Genomic DNA, 15,876 nt, shown 5'->3' with positions numbered 1-15,876 from the left:
GGTCCACAAAGGAGAATTATCTTGAAAATCGGCATGATCGGTTTAGGCAAAATGGGAATGAACTTGGTGCGCAACATGCGCGACCATGATATCGATGTCGTCGCGACTGACTTAAGTGCCCAAGCGCGCGCGGAAGTGCAAACCACCGGCGCCCAAGCGGCAGCGGATGTGGCTGAATTAGTCCAAGCATTACCAACGCCGAAGATCGTGTGGGTGATGGTACCAGCAGGCGATCCGACCCAAGCGTGCATCGATCAACTGGCTGACGTTTTAGATGCAGGGGATATCGTGATCGATGGCGGGAATTCCTATTATCAAGATTCTTTGCGCCACAATGACCAACTGGCGGAACTAGGCATCAAGTTCTTTGATGCCGGCACGTCAGGTGGTATGGAAGGCGCGCGGCACAACGGCAACTTCATGGTCGGCGGGGATGCCAAGACTTGGCCAGTGATCGAACCATTATTCAAAGCCATCGCCCAACCAGATGGTTACTTATATACTGGCGTTGCCGGTTCCGGTCATTATTTGAAAATGGTCCACAACGGCATCGAATATGGCATGATGCAAGCCATTGGTGAAGGTTTTGATGTGTTGTCCAAATCTGAATTCGATTATGACAATGAAGCCGTCGCTAAGTTATGGGATCATGGTTCCGTGATCCGCGGTTGGCTGATGAGCTTGGCGCAATCAGCATTTAGCGACGATCCGAAACTCGATGAGATCAAAGGCGTGATGCACTCCAGTGGTGAAGGCGCTTGGACCGTTGAAGAAGGCATTCGCTTGCATGTGCCAACGCCAGTGATCTCCAGTGCTTTGATGATGCGTTACCGTTCTGAAGAAGATGACACCATGACCGGTAAAGTGGTTGCCGCTTTACGCAACCAATTCGGCGGACATGTCGTCGATAAAGCCACGAAATGATCCCTTGAGAGGCTGAGACATAAAGCGGTTTTAGCCAGTCACACAAGCGGCTCTGCACCACGATTCGCACTTTGAATCGCGGTGCAGAGCCGTTTGTGTGACTTGGCGGTGCTTTATGGAACGCGACTACGTGACTTATGTCTGGCCCATTGTAATTGGCGTATACTAAAAGCAACAAGTCTGGGAGGTAAGTTATGGCAATCGTCATCGGGGTAGATATCGGCACCACCAGTACCAAAGTGGTCGCATTCGACCAACAAGGCCACGCGCTGGCGTCAGCGGATCACGGATATCCCTTGATCCAAACCCAAGTGGATATGGCCGAAGAAGATCCTGAAGCCATTTTTGATGCCGTGTGTGCCGGCTTACGGGCAGTCGTTGGCCAAATCTCGCCAAGCGACGTGCGTGGGATCAGCTTTTCTGCGGCAATGCATAGTGTGATCGTGATGGACGCGGCAAATCGACCGTTAACTCGGGTGTTGACTTGGGCTGATGCCCGCGGCGCCAAGTTTGCGGCGCGATTACAAAACACGTTGCAAGGTCAGGCGATCGTGGCTCATACTGGCGTACCGATCCACCCGATGAGTCCGTTTATCAAGTTGATGTGGCTCAATTCCGCAATGCCTGGCGTCATGGCGCAAGCGGCACACGTGATCGGCATCAAAGATTATGTGTGGTGGCGCTTGTTTGGCGAGTATGTGCAAGATACTTCGTTGGCTAATGCCACTGGGTTGTATGATCTGCACACCAAAGATTGGTTCCCGCAAGCGTTAGCGCTGGCTGGCGTTTCCAGAAACCAACTGCCGCGCTTGGTAGCGCCGACGTATCACCAAACGCATATGCGCGTTGAGGTAGGCTTGCCTCAAGCCACGCCAGTATTTATCGGTGCTTCTGATGGGGTATTGAGCAATCTTGGCGTCGCGGCGCAAAAGCCTGGTACAGTGGCGCTCACCATCGGCACTAGTGCCGCGATCCGCACCGTGATCACCAAGCCGCAAGTCGCCACCAATGGTAAGTTGTTTACCTATTATTTGGCGCCGGATCGTTATGTGGTCGGCGGGCCGGTGAATAACGGCGGGCTGGTATGGCAATGGGCGCAGCGTACCTTTTTGCCAGAAGGAGACTTGGCGGGTCTCTCGCAAAAAGTTTCGCCGATCCCTGCTGGTGCGCATGGCTTGTTGTTTCTCCCTTATTTGGCTGGCGAGCGCGCACCGCTGTGGGATGCCGATGCCCGTGGCAGTTTTATCGGCTTAACGCCACAAACTGATCCGCCAACGATGGCCAAAGCGGTGCTGGAAGGGATCTGTTTCAACCTTAAAACCGTGCTTTCAATGGTCAGCGCAGTGGCAGGCGCGCCTAAGGTGATCCATGCCACTGGTGGCTTTGCCCGTAGCGACTTGTGGAAGCAAATGCTATGCGACATTTTACATGTACCGATCCAATTGCCAGATAGCTTTGAAAGCTCAGCGTTTGGCGCGGCAGTGCTGGCAATGCAAGCGCTGGGGCTGATCGATTCGTTAGATGACGTTGAAGCGTTGGTCGGATCTACCAAGACTTTGACGCCAGGGCCTGATGCCGCAGTGTATCAGCGTTTGTGGCCGATCTGGTTGCAGATGAATGCGCAGTTGGCTGGCAGTTATCACGCTTTGGCGAAATTTCAGCGAGCGTAAGCATTGCGCTGACTGCGTGGATAGCGTAAAGTAGTTAATAACAAAACGTAAGTAGAGGTAAATCATGTACGAAGCAACCAAGCGCCATCATGTGTCTGAACAAGTCGCTGCGACTTTTCCCACAGAAGTGACTGATCAATTGTTTGAAGTGATCGGTTTAATGAACAAAGCCAACCAGCTGGTGACTGCCCCAGTGGCGATCGCCTTTTCAGATGATTACGATGATGATGAATTGTATGCCTTGTTGATCCAAGGCAATTTGGCTCCAGCCCAAGAATTTCCGCTGAGTTATGCCGGCGACAAGTCTGATTTCTTAGGCCACGGCTACATCCTGATCGTTAAAGATAACCCTAAAGCGATCTATATCGACTTCTCCAAAGCCAACGATTTATCTGATCTTAAATAAACCTCAAAACGATCTGAAAAGGTCGTTTTTTTGTCTGCTGGTTTGGTAAACTGGAACAAAACTGGAGGACCGCGATGATAATTTTGATCGGGGCAGTGGTATTATTGCTCGCTGCCGGCGTGTGTTGGGCCATGTTGCAAAATATCCAAGTGCAAGTGGTCGACCTGCAACTCACCACCCATAAATTAATGTTCCCTTCACAGATCAAAGCCGCGCGTAAAGCCTATTTACGCGGCTTATTGCGCGACGCCTATCGGCAAAAACTCAAACGCAATGGCGCGATCGGTTTAAGTATCGTCGCGGCGATCGCAGCATTTATCGCCGTGAATATTCAATTCAATACCACTGTCACCACTGACGTTCTCAGCAATCAGGCATTTGACGCTGGGGTGGTGTTATTGATGCGCAACTTAGCCATCAGCGTTGCCGCTGTGGCAGTGATCACTGCCGTATTGTTGGCACTGTCGGTGGCCAGTTGGCAAATGCAGATCCAAAGCGCGGCCAATGCCGATCATGATGCCAACGATCTGTACTTCACGCCGCAGAAATTGTTGACTAAGCAATTGCTATGGCGGCGCGAGTTGGGGTTGAGTTTTGCCGCTTTGGCCGTGCTGTTGATGCTAGGCGGTTGGGCTGGGTGGCTACCGGCGCCGACCATTGCCGCGGCAACGAAACCAGCGCAAACGTTTCAGCCCGCCACTAGTAGTCGCAAATCCGATGCGGCCACCAGCTCGTCTGCGGCTTCTTCAAGTACGACGAGCAGTTCGTCATGGCAGCGCAGTGATCCCAACACCCAGTATCCGATCGACGCGATGAAAGAAGCCAAGTATGCGCCTGAAAGTGCGGTGAAGTCGTTGACTGACGCGGACTTGGCCAGCTTGTACTTTTTGGAATATTGGGCGTTAAATGGCATTGAAGCCAGCGAAGCCGGGGGATACGCCCAAGCAGGTGGTTATTCCTATCAAGTGGTCAAAGATGAGCGCGGCGTGTTGACTAGCGGTGACACGGTGATGGTGATGAATGAATCATCTGCTACCAAAGGCCAAACGCATTTATTTTATGCCATTCGCAATGGCGATCAGGTGCAGTTTTTCAATATGTACAATAGTGGCATCGTGATCACCAGTTTTGCCAGCCAATTCGGGTTGAATACCATCAACGGCCATGCTGCGCCGAGCACGGCGGAGATCAGAGATTCCACGGAGCCGCTTGCACAACTGGTCACGGCCTTCAAGTCTGACGCCGCTTTTGCCATCACGAAAGCCAATTTAACGCGTGGTGCAGATCTGACGTATTAGCGAAAAGTCGCCAATTTGGCGACTTTTTTGCGTCAGGGCTGGTCAGCGTGAAAGTTTTCGTGTAAAATTGTTATTCGTAATCGTTACTATTTTCTTTTAAGGAGACTCAGATGACTGACTTGCTGTCGGTAGATCACCTAAGCTTCGGCTTTCATGACCGCCAACTTTATCAAGATTTGACCTTCAACTTGAAACAAGGGTCGATGACCAGCCTGATCGGCGCCAATGGGGTGGGCAAAACCACCTTGGTGCGTTTGCTGATGGGGCAATTGCACCCGCAAAGTGGATCGATCACGTTCATGCCAAAGATGAAGCTGGGGTATGTGCCACAATTTCGCAATATCGACCCAGAGTACCCATTATCGATCAAAAGCTTCGTGCAACTGAATCAATTAAGCCATCCATTTCCTTGGCACACCAAAAAAGAGCGGCAACAAGTCGATGCTGCCTTGGCGCAAACGCATTTAACTGCGCGCCAAGATCAATTGCTTGGGCGCGCTTCTGGTGGCGAAAAGCAAAAAGCTTATTTGGCCCAAGCGCTGTTGACGGATCCAAACTTTCTGATTTTAGATGAAGCCACTGCCAGCTTGGATGTGAATACCAAAGTCGAATTGATGCAGCTGGTGCAAGAGCTGAACCAAAAGCTGAACTTAACGGTGTTGTTTGTCACGCATGATCTGGCATTGGCCAAAGAATACACCCAGCAATATTTGCTGCTGACGCCAGGCCATTATGAAATGCGCGCCACCCATGATATGAACGAAGCCGCGATGCCTAAAGAATTGCAACCCGCTCAGGAGGTGGAATAATGTTTACTTACGCCTTCATGCAAAATGCTTGGCTGGCCAGTACCTTTATTGCCATCACTTGTGGGTTAGTCGGGGTATTTGTCACCGCTCGCGGGATGAGTTTTTTGGCGCATACCTTGTCTGAAGTCGGCTTTGCCGGTGCCGCTTTTGCGGTATTTATGGGTATTCGACCGCTGGATGGGATGTTATTGTTCACCATTATTTCCTCGATCACCGTGGGCAAGTTGTCTGTGCAACAATCCCGGCGAGAAGCCTCGATTTCAGCGGTGTCCAGTTTATTTGTCGGTTTAGGGATCTTGTTTTTGTCGTTATCCAGCGCGTCTGCCAGTTATGCCACCACGATCTTATTTGGGAGTATCATTGGGATCTCTCGCGGGGATGTGTGGCAGTTGTTGATCTTGGCTTTGGCGGTGTTGGTCACCATGGGTATCGGGTATCGCCGCTTGGCCTATGATTCATTTGATGCCACTGGCGCCATTGCCCAAGGCGTGCGGCGCAACTTGATCTCGATCTATTTCTTGTTGATCTTAGCTGTGTCGGTATCCATCGGCGCGCAGATCGTCGGTAGCTTGTTGGTGTTTATTTTATTGACGCTACCACCAAGTGTCGCCAAATATCTTGGCAAAACGCTGCCGCAAATGCTATTGATTTCAGTGGCAGCGGCGTTGATCGGCGTTTGGGCGGGACTGGCATTAGGCTATTACACCAATTGGCCAGTGACCTTCTTCATTGCCGCGATCGAATTTGCCTTTTACTTTATCGCCTTGGCGATCCATCGCTGGCGTTTAGATTAAAGCCATCATAACAATGCCCCTGCCTCACGGTTTGATCAAACCGTGAGGCAGGGGCATTTGTTTTATGTCTAGCGCAGGGGCTACTGCCAGCTAGGATAGCTGGTGATCAAGCCTTGGGTGCCCAGATCGCCTGAGCCAGCATCGACTAAGGCTTGGTAAAGTTGTTCGGCTTGCTTCGTTGCCGGCAAGTCTAAGCCCATTTGGTCGGCTTCTTGTAAGGCGATACGCAAGTCTTTGACGAAATGCTTAATGAAAAAGCCTGGCGTGTAATCCCCAGCTAGGATGCGTGGCCCGTAATTTTGCATGCTCCAGTTGGCGCCAGCGCCGCCGCCAACTGTGGCGAGCACTTGCTTGAGATCCAATCCTGCCGCTTTGGCGTAAACTAGCATTTCCGTCAAGCCTGTCATGGTGCCGGCGATCATGATCTGGTTGGCCATTTTGGCATGTTGGCCCATGCCAGCGGTGCCGAAATAATTCAGCGACTGGCTGAACGCGTCAAAAATCGGCCGCAAGTGCTCAAAAGCGTCGCGGGCACCGCCGATCATCACGGTCAAGGTGCCATTTTTGGCGCCGATATCGCCGCCAGATACTGGCGCATCTAACGCGGCAACGCCAAGTTTTTCTGCGGCAGCATGGATCTTCACTGCCAAACTTGGGGTGCTGGTGGTCATATCCACAATGGTTTGCCCAGCATGGACGCCACTTAAGATCCCGTCGTCACCAAAATAAATGGTTTCGACGTCTTGAGGAAAGCCCACCATCGAAAAAACCACATCTGTATTTTTTGCGACCGCTTGGGGAGTGTCTGCCCAAGTCGCGCCAAGATCCAACACCTTTTGGGCGTGGGCTTTGGTGCGGTTATACACGGTGACTGAAAAATTTGCTTGCAACAGATTACCGATGATCCCAGTGCCCATGACGCCGGTGCCGATAAAGCCGATCGTTTGTTTCATCCCAGTCATCCTTTCTGATCAAGCAACGCGGTGAGCTGCGCCAAACGTTGATCAAACACCGCAAATGCCGATTCCAAGTAATCAGGTTTGGTCATGTCCACGCCAGCGGCTTTCATGGTATCCAGTGGGGTTTGACTGCTACCAGACTTGAGGTAGTTCAAATAGTGGTCAACGGCATGAGGCTGATGGGCGCTGATGCCAGCAGCTAACGTTGAGGCCGCCGCAAAGCCAGTGGCGTATTGATACACATAATAATCGTAGTAAAAATGCGGGATGCGCGTCCATTCTAAGGCGATCTGCGGATCTTGCACCACGCCTTGATAATAATGCGCGTTGAGTTTGGCATATTGTTGATTCAACGCTTCTGCTGTCAGCGCTTGTCCAGCTTGGTCTTGTTGATGGAGCCAATGTTCAAATTCAGCAAATTGGGTTTGGCGATACACCGTGCCTTTGAACCCGTCCAGATAATAATTCAACACATAAGCTTGGACAGCTGGGTCTTTTTGGGTACGCAACAAGTAATCCGTCAGCAGGTTCTCGTTGGTGGTCGACGCGATCTCCGCGACGAAAATCGAATAATCGCCGTAAACATAAGGCTGATTGTGGCGCGTGTACCAAGAATGGACGGAGTGGCCGGTTTCATGGACTAAGGTAAACAGCGCATCAATGGAATCTTGCCAGTTCAGCAAAATAAATGGATCGGTATCATAGCTACCGCCAGAATATGCGCCTGAGCGTTTGTTTTGATTTTCCACCACATCGATCATGCGGTGATCAAAAATAGCTTGCACATGGCTGAGATAGTCTTCCCCTAAAGGCGCCAAAGCTTTTAACGCCACGGCTTTGGCTTCGTCGATGGTGTAGCTGACTGGCGGTTTGCCGTTTAGCGGCGTGTACAGATCATACATGTGCAGCTCATCTAAGCCTAAAAGTGCTTGGCGAAAGGCCAAATAGCGCTGCAAGCTTGGCAAGTGGGCGTTGACGGTGGCGACTAAGGTGTCATAAACGGTTTCTGGGATCTGATTGTCAGCCATGGCTTGGGCGCGGGCGCTGGCATAATGGTGGACTTTGGCGTCAAAGGTGTGCTTTTTGATCTCGCCGGCTAAAGTTTGCGCAAAAGTGTGTTGAAACTTCCCATAAGTGGCATATAGCGATTCAAAAGCCGCTTGGCGTACAGAGCGCTTGGTGCTTTTGATCAATTCGCCATAGGTGCCATGCGACAATTGCACCGCATTACCTTGTTCATCGAGAATTTCCCCAAATTGCAAGTCGGCATTGTTCAACACGTTAAAAGTCGCACTAGAGGCATTTAACGCATCGCCAGCCGCGGCGATCAGCGCTTCTTGATCTGCCGACAATACATGCTCGCGCTGGGCGACCATGGTATTGATGAACTGTTGGTACAACTGCAGTTCTGGCGTTTGTAGCCACTGGGTCAAGGTTTTGGGGGCGATGGCCAAGATTTCTGGTTGCATAAAAGCGGTTTGCGCGGAGATCTGCGTCCATAAACTTTGGGCTTGGGCGCTGAAGCCCGAGTAAGTGGCATTGGCAGTATCTTGATCACTTTTTAAGCTGGCGTAAACGTATACTTTCTCGATTTGACGATAGGCTTGGAGGATCGCTGCCAACCCATCAGCTAAGTTTTGCGCCGAGGCCCCTAAGCGGCCTTGCCACTTCGCCGCCTGCGCGCCGGCATTGGCGGCTTGGTCAAAAGCATTTTGCCAATCGGCGTCGCTTTTGAAAATGGTGGTCAGATCCCAGGTTAATTCAGTGGGTACATTATTACGATTCGGTAACATAGACATCAAAATCACTTCCGTTTCTCAACTTTTCATTAACATTATTATAACACGTATGATTTTGAGCAAATCGCGTGCGTTCGTTACGCTTTGCGAGTAAACTATTGTGAGATGAGTGTAAACAATAGGAGTTAACATATGGAAGAAGAAAACCACCGGCGTTCGCGCAAGCATCAGAATTCTCGCCGCAGCATCGGTCACTACATTGCGATGATCTTGTTGACCTTAGTGATGTTAGCGGCTGGATATGCCGTTCGCATTTACAGTCAAACCAAAACCGCAGTGGACAAAACCTACGATCCTGTTTCAACCAAAGTGGCCGTTAAATCAGACGTCACCGGCGACAAACCCATCAGCATTTTGTTAATGGGGACGGATACTGGCGAATTCGGTCGGGAATACAAAGGTAATTCTGATACGATGATCGTCGTGACCATCAACCCGAAAACTAAGAAAACGACCATGACCTCGATCCCGCGTGACACCTTAGCAGAGATCGTTGATGGCAACGGCGCCGCGGCACAAAAAATCAACGCCGCGTATAACGCCAATGGCAACGAAGCGGCCATGAAAACCGTTGAGAAGTTGTTGAACATTCCCATCAACTACTATGTCACCGTGAACATGGCCGGCTTGGAGAAAATCGTCAATGCGGTTGGCGGCGTCGACGTCAACGTGGCCTTCACTTGGACAGACGCGTCTGCAGGTGGCTACACCTTCACCAAAGGCAAAATGCATCTAGACGGGGCCCATGCGTTGGCTTACGCGCGGATGCGTCATGAAGATCCGCAAGGTGACTATGGCCGCCAAAAGCGCCAACGCGAAGTGATCACCCAAATCGTGACCAAGGCGTTATCGACCAAGTCCTTAAGTAATTATTCCACGTTGATGGACAGCTTGTCGAGTTCCATGCGCACCAGCTTGAAGTTCAGTGATATGGTCGCGATCGGCGAAAAGTACCGCGATTGCATCAAAAACGTTTCCCAATCCACGTTGCAAGGCTTAGGCGTTTATATCAACGGCTCGTCTTATCAAGTGCCAACGACGGAAGAATTGCAGAAAGTTTCTGATGAGATCCGCACCTCGATGGGTCTTGAAAAAGCCACACTGGATAATTACAACACCAAACAAAATGCTTACAACACGGCCAATGGCTTTAACTGGAATGATGGTTTCAATCCGGTTTACACCTTGTATTCAGATAATGGGACTGCCGCTGCCACCAGCACTTACAATGATGATGGCACTGTGGTCACCACTACTGGCGGCAATGGCTACTAAGTTCTTGAAATCGAGTCTTCGGGCTCGATTTTTTTGTGCGGTGGAGGCGGTGGGCGTTTGCCTTTGGGACTCCGGCTGGCCGGGGTGGCCATAGTGAGGGTCCTCAGCCGAGCTAACCGGGATGTCTCGCGTTGCTCGCCACCCGCTGGATCTCGACTTGCGGAACGCTATAGGCGATAAATCGCCAACAGCGTTCTCACTATGGCCACCCCGCCCAGCCTCCGTCCCAAATACAAACGCCCGCCGCGATGTACCTGTCCAACATGAGCATTGATGCATGAAGATCGCTTGGATGATTGAATCAGATAGTTAGCCGGCTAACTATCTCAGGTCAGACAACGTTCGATAGCACCATTCATGTGGTGGTCAACACGATTTGATTCGGCAATGCACGAGCATCGTCAAGAAAATCTGTGGGCGAAGGGGGATTGCCATAACGATTACCTATCACGACAAAAGACACGCAATTTCTGCGATGGAAAACGGTTTCAATATCGAGTCCATCTGATATAATCAAGCTGAATATGGGTGGAGGTAATGACATGACTAAATCGCAACCACAATCGAAAAAACTCCAAGGATATATAACTCTCTCTCAGTTGGCATATGAGGATGCGGTTCAGTTCTTGCTTAACAAGTATGGACCTGCTAAGGATGATTACTTTCGTGAAGTGTCATATCAACGATTTTTAAATGGTGAGATTAAGGCACCTGCCAAAGGAAAGTATTCGCGTGGCGGCGAGGGGCTTTACGCTCATCATATCGCCGAAATTGAGAACATAAACCTTGCTGGCTCCATCTTCATAAAGTACTTCGAGTACCCGTTTGAACTTCAGAAGAAAAGCGGGCTGGTGTATTGCGATATTTTCGAACATCTAATCCTACACGCGATAATTGTTCACGAAACTGATGGTGTATTTGGAATAGGCGGCTACGCCGGATTTCTCCTGCCAATGGTTAAGGATTGGTACATTCAAGGAAATCTCCCTAAGCCCAAGTGGATGCAAACAGCCTATCAGCGTGCATTTATGACTGCAAATGAAACACAACAATTGATTGACTTACTGAAAGAGAACCTTGTTGGAGATGCATTAGAAGAATTTGAGGCATTTGAACTTTTGAATGCAAACACTGTAAAGCAAGACAAGCCAGACACGAAGAAGTTGTGGTTTGATCGAGTGACCAATCGTCTCGATCAGATCCCGTTAAGTTACTTTCAGCCTTGGGTTATCTTGAACGGGAAGCGGTCTAATCCTAAGCTGAGCAAGGCGGTTGATGCTATGGCGAACTATTGTGATACTACTTGTGGAGAAATCACTGATGATAAATTTGAAGAGATATTTCAAAAAAGGTTCGCTAAGTATTTCAATTACGATGCTAGACTTGAACTCGTAAGACAAAAGGAAGCCGCCAAGAAGCAGCGAATACAGAGTGCGATTGATAGAGAACGACAAGAAGCAAATAAGAACGCAATCCATCACGAGATTGACGTGCTTGATGTGCTTGCTAAGTTTGAAATTGACAGCTCCACATCACGAGATGCGATTCTATGGCAAATTTATTCTCGAAAGTCGTCCGATATTTATCCAAAATTCGAGGATTTTAAGTTGTCCAGAGTTAACCGCACGCGCGACAAGCTACTTGCTGAATTAGCTCAGCTATTGTTGAATTAATAACCATGTTGCGATTGTTCCAGCATGGTGTTTTGATCTTGCGTCAGACTAGTACGCAATGCCTACTAGTGTGAGTTTTACTGTTCGATGAATGACGGCTGAACCAGAAAAGTTGTGGGCGGAGGGGGATTGGCAGAACGAAGGAAAACTGGCCAATTGCCTGTGGCAGTGAAATCAAGGATGACGCCTGTTTTTGGCGGTATCCGCGGATTTCACCGGCAAATTTTGAAACAGCGCTTTTTGCTGGTTCAGAATTTAGGCGTAAGCTCCTCGAACGGGTTGTGTTCGAGAGCTGAAGCCGGCCGCACGGCAACTTGGCCAGTTTTCCGCAGTGGCGCCAATTCCCCGCAGCCCACCGATTTCCGTGCTGCACGGGCAGAACCACTTGAGCGCCCAGTCAAAGATTGCGCTATACTTGGCGGTAAGTATTTTTTGGAGGCTGGGGCACGTGCAAGAATTTATGGCATTGGATCGAAACTTAAAACTGCGGACACTGACAGTTTTTTTGACCGCATTACTGAATGCGGCGGTCTTGCCGAACATGACGATCTACTATTCACATTACTTTGGCGCCGCCACGGCAGGCATTTTATTGATCGTGGTATCGATCGCCAGCTTCATCGCGGGGTTATATGGGGGACATTTATCCGACGTGCATGGGCGCAAGCCGATCATGTTAGCCGGCAGTATCTTGTTGATCATCGGCTATTTGATCGCGGCTTTGGTGAACTCGCCATTAATGACCAATCCAGTGTTGGCGTTTGTCGGCTTCTTATTAGCGCGTGTCGGTGGGTCGCTATCTGACCCAGCAGAACAAGCCATGATGATCGACGTGTCCACGCCGCAAAACCGGCGCTTCGTGTATGCGATGTTGTATTGGGTGATCAATATTTCCGTCATGCTTGGCGCGGCGATCGGCGGGTGGTTCTTCCGGGACTATTTATTCGAATTATTGCTGGCCATGGCAGTGATCGCGGTGATCAACATCAATATCATCAACTTCGGCATGCGTGAAACATTTCAAAGCCAACGAGCAGTGTCTGGTTCAGTCTGGCAAGCGGTCAAAGCTTATGGGCAAGTGTTTGCCGATAAGCGCTATGTGCTGTTTTTAGCCGGTTCGCTACTGGCCAGCATTGTGACCAACCAGCCGAACTTTTATTTGGCGGTGCATTTAGGCCGCGACTTCAATGCCACGCATTTATTTGGGATCGCGCTGTATGGGCAGCGGATGTTGTCAGTGGTGACGATCATCAACACGGTGATGATCATTATTTTAATGGCGCTGTTCACCCGCTTAACGGCCAAATGGGCGTTAGGTGTGGCCTTTGCTGTGGGGGTCGGTTTGCAAACAGTCGGCTTTGCGCTGAGTTTTGAAGTGAATAACTTCTGGCCATTGGCACTGGCGGCGGTGATCTTGACCGTTGGGGAAATGATCGCCGTGCCGTCTTCGCAAACCTTGCGCGCGGCATTAATGGATGAACAAAAAATCGGCGCCTATTCTGGCGGCTGGGCGGCAGTCAATCCGTTGGCATCGACGCTTTCCGGCGTCAGCGTCAGCGTGTCGCCACTGCTAGGCAACAGTGGGATGGCGGCGTTGATGTTGGTGCTAGGCGCCGGTGGGATCGCGTTAGTGGCCAGATCTGCGCGCGGGGTCCAGGCGTAAGTGTCAGTCGCTTGACTGATGCTTTTTTTATGCGCTGGTTTGACGATAATGTTCGGAATTTAGTGGTGAAACATTTACCCTTTACCAATTTTGTTAATTAATGTATGATAATACCCGTTGTTTCAGAAACAAAGTTCGTTTTTTTCTGCCAGCGTTCGGAATGATCTGGCGCTGAGAATCTGGAGGCATAGTTCATGCAAAAGAAGTTACTGGCCTATTTCCAAATCAAGGAATTAAACACGACCGTTCGCCGCGAAATTTTGGCAGGGTTCACCACGTTTATTTCTATGGCCTATATTTTATTCGTTAATCCATCCGTACTGGGGGCTTCTGGGATGGATAAAGGCGCCGTGTTCACTGCGACTGCCTTGGCATCGGCATTGGGGTGCATGTTAATGGGGATCTTGGCGAAGTATCCGATCGCCACCGCCCCAGCTTTAGGGATCAATGCATTCTTTGCTTATTCGGTTTGTATCGGGATGAAAATTCCTTGGCAAACCGCTTTAGCCGGCGTGTTTGTTGCCAGTTTGATCTTTATTGTGATCACCATTTTCAAATTACGCGAAATGATCATCGATGCGATCCCTGCTGACTTGAAATATGCCATTTCTGGTGGGATCGGGTTGTTTATCGCCTTTTTAGGGTTACAAGATGGCGGCTTGATCGTCGCGAACAAATCTACCTTGGTCGGGTTAGGCTCATTTTCAACTGGGACCACTTGGTTGACGGTTTTCGGGTTGATCGTGACGGCTATTTTAATGGTGCGGCGCGTGCCTGGTGGTATTTTCATCGGGATGGTGTTGACCACGATCTTAGGCTTAGGCACCGGCTTGATCCATGCGCCGAGTGCCATTGTGTCGGCGGCGCCTTCGTTGAAACCGACTTTCTTAGTGGCGTTGAAGCATGTTGGCGACATCAACACGGTGCAAATGTGGGTGGTCGTGTTGACCTTCTTGTTGGTCACGTTTTTTGATACTGCTGGGACGTTGGTCGGCTTGGCCACACAAGCGGGTTTCATGAAAGACAACAAAATGCCTCGCGTCGGCAAAGCGTTGGCATCTGATTCGACTGCCATGTTGGCAGGGTCGCTACTAGGGACGTCTCCAGTTGGCGCGTTTGTTGAATCCAGTGCCGGCATCGCTGTTGGTGGCCGTTCTGGGTTAACGGCAGTGACCACTGGGGTATTTTTCCTGCTAGGCTTGTTCTTCTCACCACTGCTGGCAGTGGTCACCACGCAAGTCACCGCACCTGCTTTGATCATTGTTGGGGTGTTGATGGCGCAAAACTTGCGTAACATCAAGTGGAACGACTTGGCCATTGCCATTCCGAGCTTCTTGATCATGTTAGGGATGCCGTTGACTTACAGCATTTCTGATGGGATCGCGTTAGGCTTCATCATGTATCCGATCACCATGATCGCCGCCAAGCGTGGCAAAGAAGTCAGCCCGATCATGTACGGTTTGTTCTTTGTCTTCATCGGGTTCATGTGGATCTTAAACGTCGGGTAAGTGCAATTTTTGAAAGTCAGATCATTGCGGTCTGGCTTTTTGTTTTGCACTTGATTACACTATTCTTCAAAAGGGGTGAGGGAAATGAACAGCAATGCCCGAGTGACGAAATTATTAGCCGACTTGATCAATGGCGAAACCTTGGATGCGGCGGTGATCTGCGAAGAATATGGTATCGGCAAGCGCACTTTACAACGCGATCTGGCGGTGATCAAAGACGCGTTAGGGGCGCGCTTTGACTTGCAAGAAGTCACTGGCGGCTGGAAATTGACCTCGATCGATGGTGATCGCCGCGATATGGTCACCGCGATCGCGCATATTTTGTTAGCCAGCCGTGGCTTAGCGCCTCAAGAGCTCAATGCTTGTGTGACTTGGTTGTTGGGGCAATTAGGCACCCAAGAGCAAGAAGTTGCGGAAAAGCAATTACGCTTAGCGCGCGCCGATTATTTACCGATGACTGAAGCCAAGCCGATTTTGTCATTGTTGCCGGTGATCGAAAAGGCCATCGCCAAGTCATTGTTACTGACGTTTAACTATCATCCCTCTCAAAATAGTCACGCCACGGCGCATTTAGTGGATTCGCCGCGCCTAGATGCGCAAACAACGATCAAACAAGCGCAACCCGTGGCGGTATTTTTTGAAGAACATTATTGGTATGTGGCGATGTATGTCCCGCAAACTGGACATTTTTGGTTGTATCGCTTAGACCGCATCGAAGCCATTGTCAAAGCAGAACCAGGGATGAATCTGGACTATGCGAAGCGGTTTTCCTTGCAAGATCATCGACACCGCACTTATTTGCTGAGTTCTGGGGAATTCGCATCGTTTACGTTTGAATACAGCGAATACCCCCCAACGGCTTTGGATAAATTCCCTGACGCCAAGATCATTCGCCGCAATCCCAATGGTACCGTGGTGATCCAAGCCCATGCATATTTAACCGGCGCAGTGATGTGGTTGATGAGTCAAGGCCCAGGCGTTAAAGTCTTAGACCCGCCGTCGTTGGTCAAGTTGATCCAACAAAAGCATCAAGCCGCCCTTGATCGCTATCAGGCTGAATAAATTGTCGGAAACGGCAATTTTTTTTGCGCCAGAAAG

General features: G+C 50.1%; 13 protein-coding genes. 11 read left to right on the top strand and 2 right to left on the bottom strand.

The window, feature by feature from the left end; genetic code table 11:
* The first annotated feature begins 21 nt into the window (after positions 1-21).
* The 6 genes from gnd (at position 22) to ACKTSG_RS06250 (ending at position 5,901) form a co-directional block, all read left to right on the top strand.
* Positions 22-924 (top strand): phosphogluconate dehydrogenase (NAD(+)-dependent, decarboxylating), encoded by a 903-nt coding sequence (gene gnd / locus ACKTSG_RS06275; RefSeq protein ID WP_407893033.1) that lies wholly within the window; start codon positions 22-24, stop codon positions 922-924.
* A gap of 194 nt (positions 925-1,118) precedes the next feature.
* A complete protein-coding gene (locus ACKTSG_RS06270) occupies positions 1,119-2,594 on the top strand; it encodes a gluconokinase (RefSeq protein WP_407893031.1) in 1,476 nt (491 codons plus the stop codon).
* 64 nt (positions 2,595-2,658) lie between these two features.
* Positions 2,659-3,000 (top strand): hypothetical protein, encoded by a 342-nt coding sequence (locus tag ACKTSG_RS06265; RefSeq protein ID WP_407893030.1) that lies wholly within the window; start codon positions 2,659-2,661, stop codon positions 2,998-3,000.
* Between the two features lie 74 nt (positions 3,001-3,074).
* Positions 3,075-4,298, top strand: coding sequence for a hypothetical protein (locus ACKTSG_RS06260; RefSeq protein WP_407893028.1), 1,224 nt, complete (start codon positions 3,075-3,077; stop codon positions 4,296-4,298).
* A gap of 110 nt (positions 4,299-4,408) precedes the next feature.
* On the top strand, positions 4,409-5,107 hold the full coding sequence (locus ACKTSG_RS06255) for a metal ABC transporter ATP-binding protein (RefSeq protein WP_407893026.1): 699 nt from the start codon (positions 4,409-4,411) through the stop codon (positions 5,105-5,107).
* Positions 5,107-5,901, top strand: coding sequence for a metal ABC transporter permease (locus ACKTSG_RS06250; protein ID WP_407893024.1), 795 nt, complete (start codon positions 5,107-5,109; stop codon positions 5,899-5,901). The genes ACKTSG_RS06255 and ACKTSG_RS06250 overlap by 1 nt, the downstream gene beginning before the upstream one ends.
* Positions 5,902-5,981: 80 nt before the next feature.
* Here ACKTSG_RS06250 and ACKTSG_RS06245 read toward each other — a convergent pair whose 3' ends face one another.
* Positions 5,982-6,854 carry an NAD(P)-dependent oxidoreductase gene (locus ACKTSG_RS06245; protein ID WP_407893022.1) on the bottom strand — a complete coding sequence of 291 codons (873 nt, stop codon included), beginning with the start codon at positions 6,852-6,854 and terminating at the stop codon, positions 5,982-5,984.
* A 5-nt stretch (positions 6,855-6,859) separates the two neighbouring features.
* Positions 6,860-8,659 carry an oligoendopeptidase F gene (pepF, locus tag ACKTSG_RS06240; protein ID WP_407893020.1) on the bottom strand — a complete coding sequence of 600 codons (1,800 nt, stop codon included), beginning with the start codon at positions 8,657-8,659 and terminating at the stop codon, positions 6,860-6,862.
* Positions 8,660-8,791: 132 nt separating this feature from the next.
* Between pepF and ACKTSG_RS06235 the strand changes: the two genes are divergently transcribed.
* The 5 genes from ACKTSG_RS06235 (at position 8,792) to ACKTSG_RS06215 (ending at position 15,840) form a co-directional block, all read left to right on the top strand.
* Positions 8,792-9,934, top strand: coding sequence for an LCP family protein (locus ACKTSG_RS06235; RefSeq protein WP_407893018.1), 1,143 nt, complete (start codon positions 8,792-8,794; stop codon positions 9,932-9,934).
* 542 nt (positions 9,935-10,476) lie between these two features.
* Positions 10,477-11,607, top strand: a complete 1,131-nt coding sequence (locus ACKTSG_RS06230; protein ID WP_407893016.1) for an SAV1803-related protein — start codon at positions 10,477-10,479, stop codon at positions 11,605-11,607.
* 448 nt (positions 11,608-12,055) lie between these two features.
* Entirely contained in the window at positions 12,056-13,270 is a 1,215-nt protein-coding gene (locus ACKTSG_RS06225; RefSeq protein WP_407893014.1) for an MFS transporter, read from the top strand.
* 194 nt (positions 13,271-13,464) lie between these two features.
* The gene (locus ACKTSG_RS06220; protein ID WP_407893012.1) at positions 13,465-14,778 is read left to right on the top strand and encodes an NCS2 family permease; all 1,314 of its coding nucleotides are present in this window, start codon (positions 13,465-13,467) and stop codon (positions 14,776-14,778) included.
* An 84-nt stretch (positions 14,779-14,862) separates the two neighbouring features.
* Entirely contained in the window at positions 14,863-15,840 is a 978-nt protein-coding gene (locus tag ACKTSG_RS06215; RefSeq protein ID WP_407893010.1) for a helix-turn-helix transcriptional regulator, read from the top strand.
* Positions 15,841-15,876 lie beyond the last annotated feature (36 nt).

The organism is Lacticaseibacillus salsurae (genome assembly GCF_045862175.1).
GTDB lineage: Bacteria > Bacillota > Bacilli > Lactobacillales > Lactobacillaceae > Lacticaseibacillus > Lacticaseibacillus salsurae.
This window is presented reverse-complemented; position numbering and strand designations above follow the sequence as displayed.

What these genes read in the sequence shown, in the direction of transcription:
- ACKTSG_RS06230 (WP_407893016.1), top strand. Translation starts at nt 10,477, where the DNA reads ATGACTAAATCGCAACCACAATCGAAAAAACTCCAAGGATATATAACT.
- pepF (WP_407893020.1), bottom strand. Translation starts at nt 8,659, where the DNA reads ATGTCTATGTTACCGAATCGTAATAATGTACCCACTGAATTAACCTGG.
- ACKTSG_RS06220 (WP_407893012.1), top strand. Translation starts at nt 13,465, where the DNA reads ATGCAAAAGAAGTTACTGGCCTATTTCCAAATCAAGGAATTAAACACG.
- ACKTSG_RS06235 (WP_407893018.1), top strand. Translation starts at nt 8,792, where the DNA reads ATGGAAGAAGAAAACCACCGGCGTTCGCGCAAGCATCAGAATTCTCGC.
- ACKTSG_RS06255 (WP_407893026.1), top strand. Translation starts at nt 4,409, where the DNA reads ATGACTGACTTGCTGTCGGTAGATCACCTAAGCTTCGGCTTTCATGAC.
- ACKTSG_RS06265 (WP_407893030.1), top strand. Translation starts at nt 2,659, where the DNA reads ATGTACGAAGCAACCAAGCGCCATCATGTGTCTGAACAAGTCGCTGCG.
- ACKTSG_RS06250 (WP_407893024.1), top strand. Translation starts at nt 5,107, where the DNA reads ATGTTTACTTACGCCTTCATGCAAAATGCTTGGCTGGCCAGTACCTTT.
- ACKTSG_RS06260 (WP_407893028.1), top strand. Translation starts at nt 3,075, where the DNA reads ATGATAATTTTGATCGGGGCAGTGGTATTATTGCTCGCTGCCGGCGTG.
- ACKTSG_RS06245 (WP_407893022.1), bottom strand. Translation starts at nt 6,854, where the DNA reads ATGAAACAAACGATCGGCTTTATCGGCACCGGCGTCATGGGCACTGGG.
- ACKTSG_RS06215 (WP_407893010.1), top strand. Translation starts at nt 14,863, where the DNA reads ATGAACAGCAATGCCCGAGTGACGAAATTATTAGCCGACTTGATCAAT.
- ACKTSG_RS06270 (WP_407893031.1), top strand. Translation starts at nt 1,119, where the DNA reads ATGGCAATCGTCATCGGGGTAGATATCGGCACCACCAGTACCAAAGTG.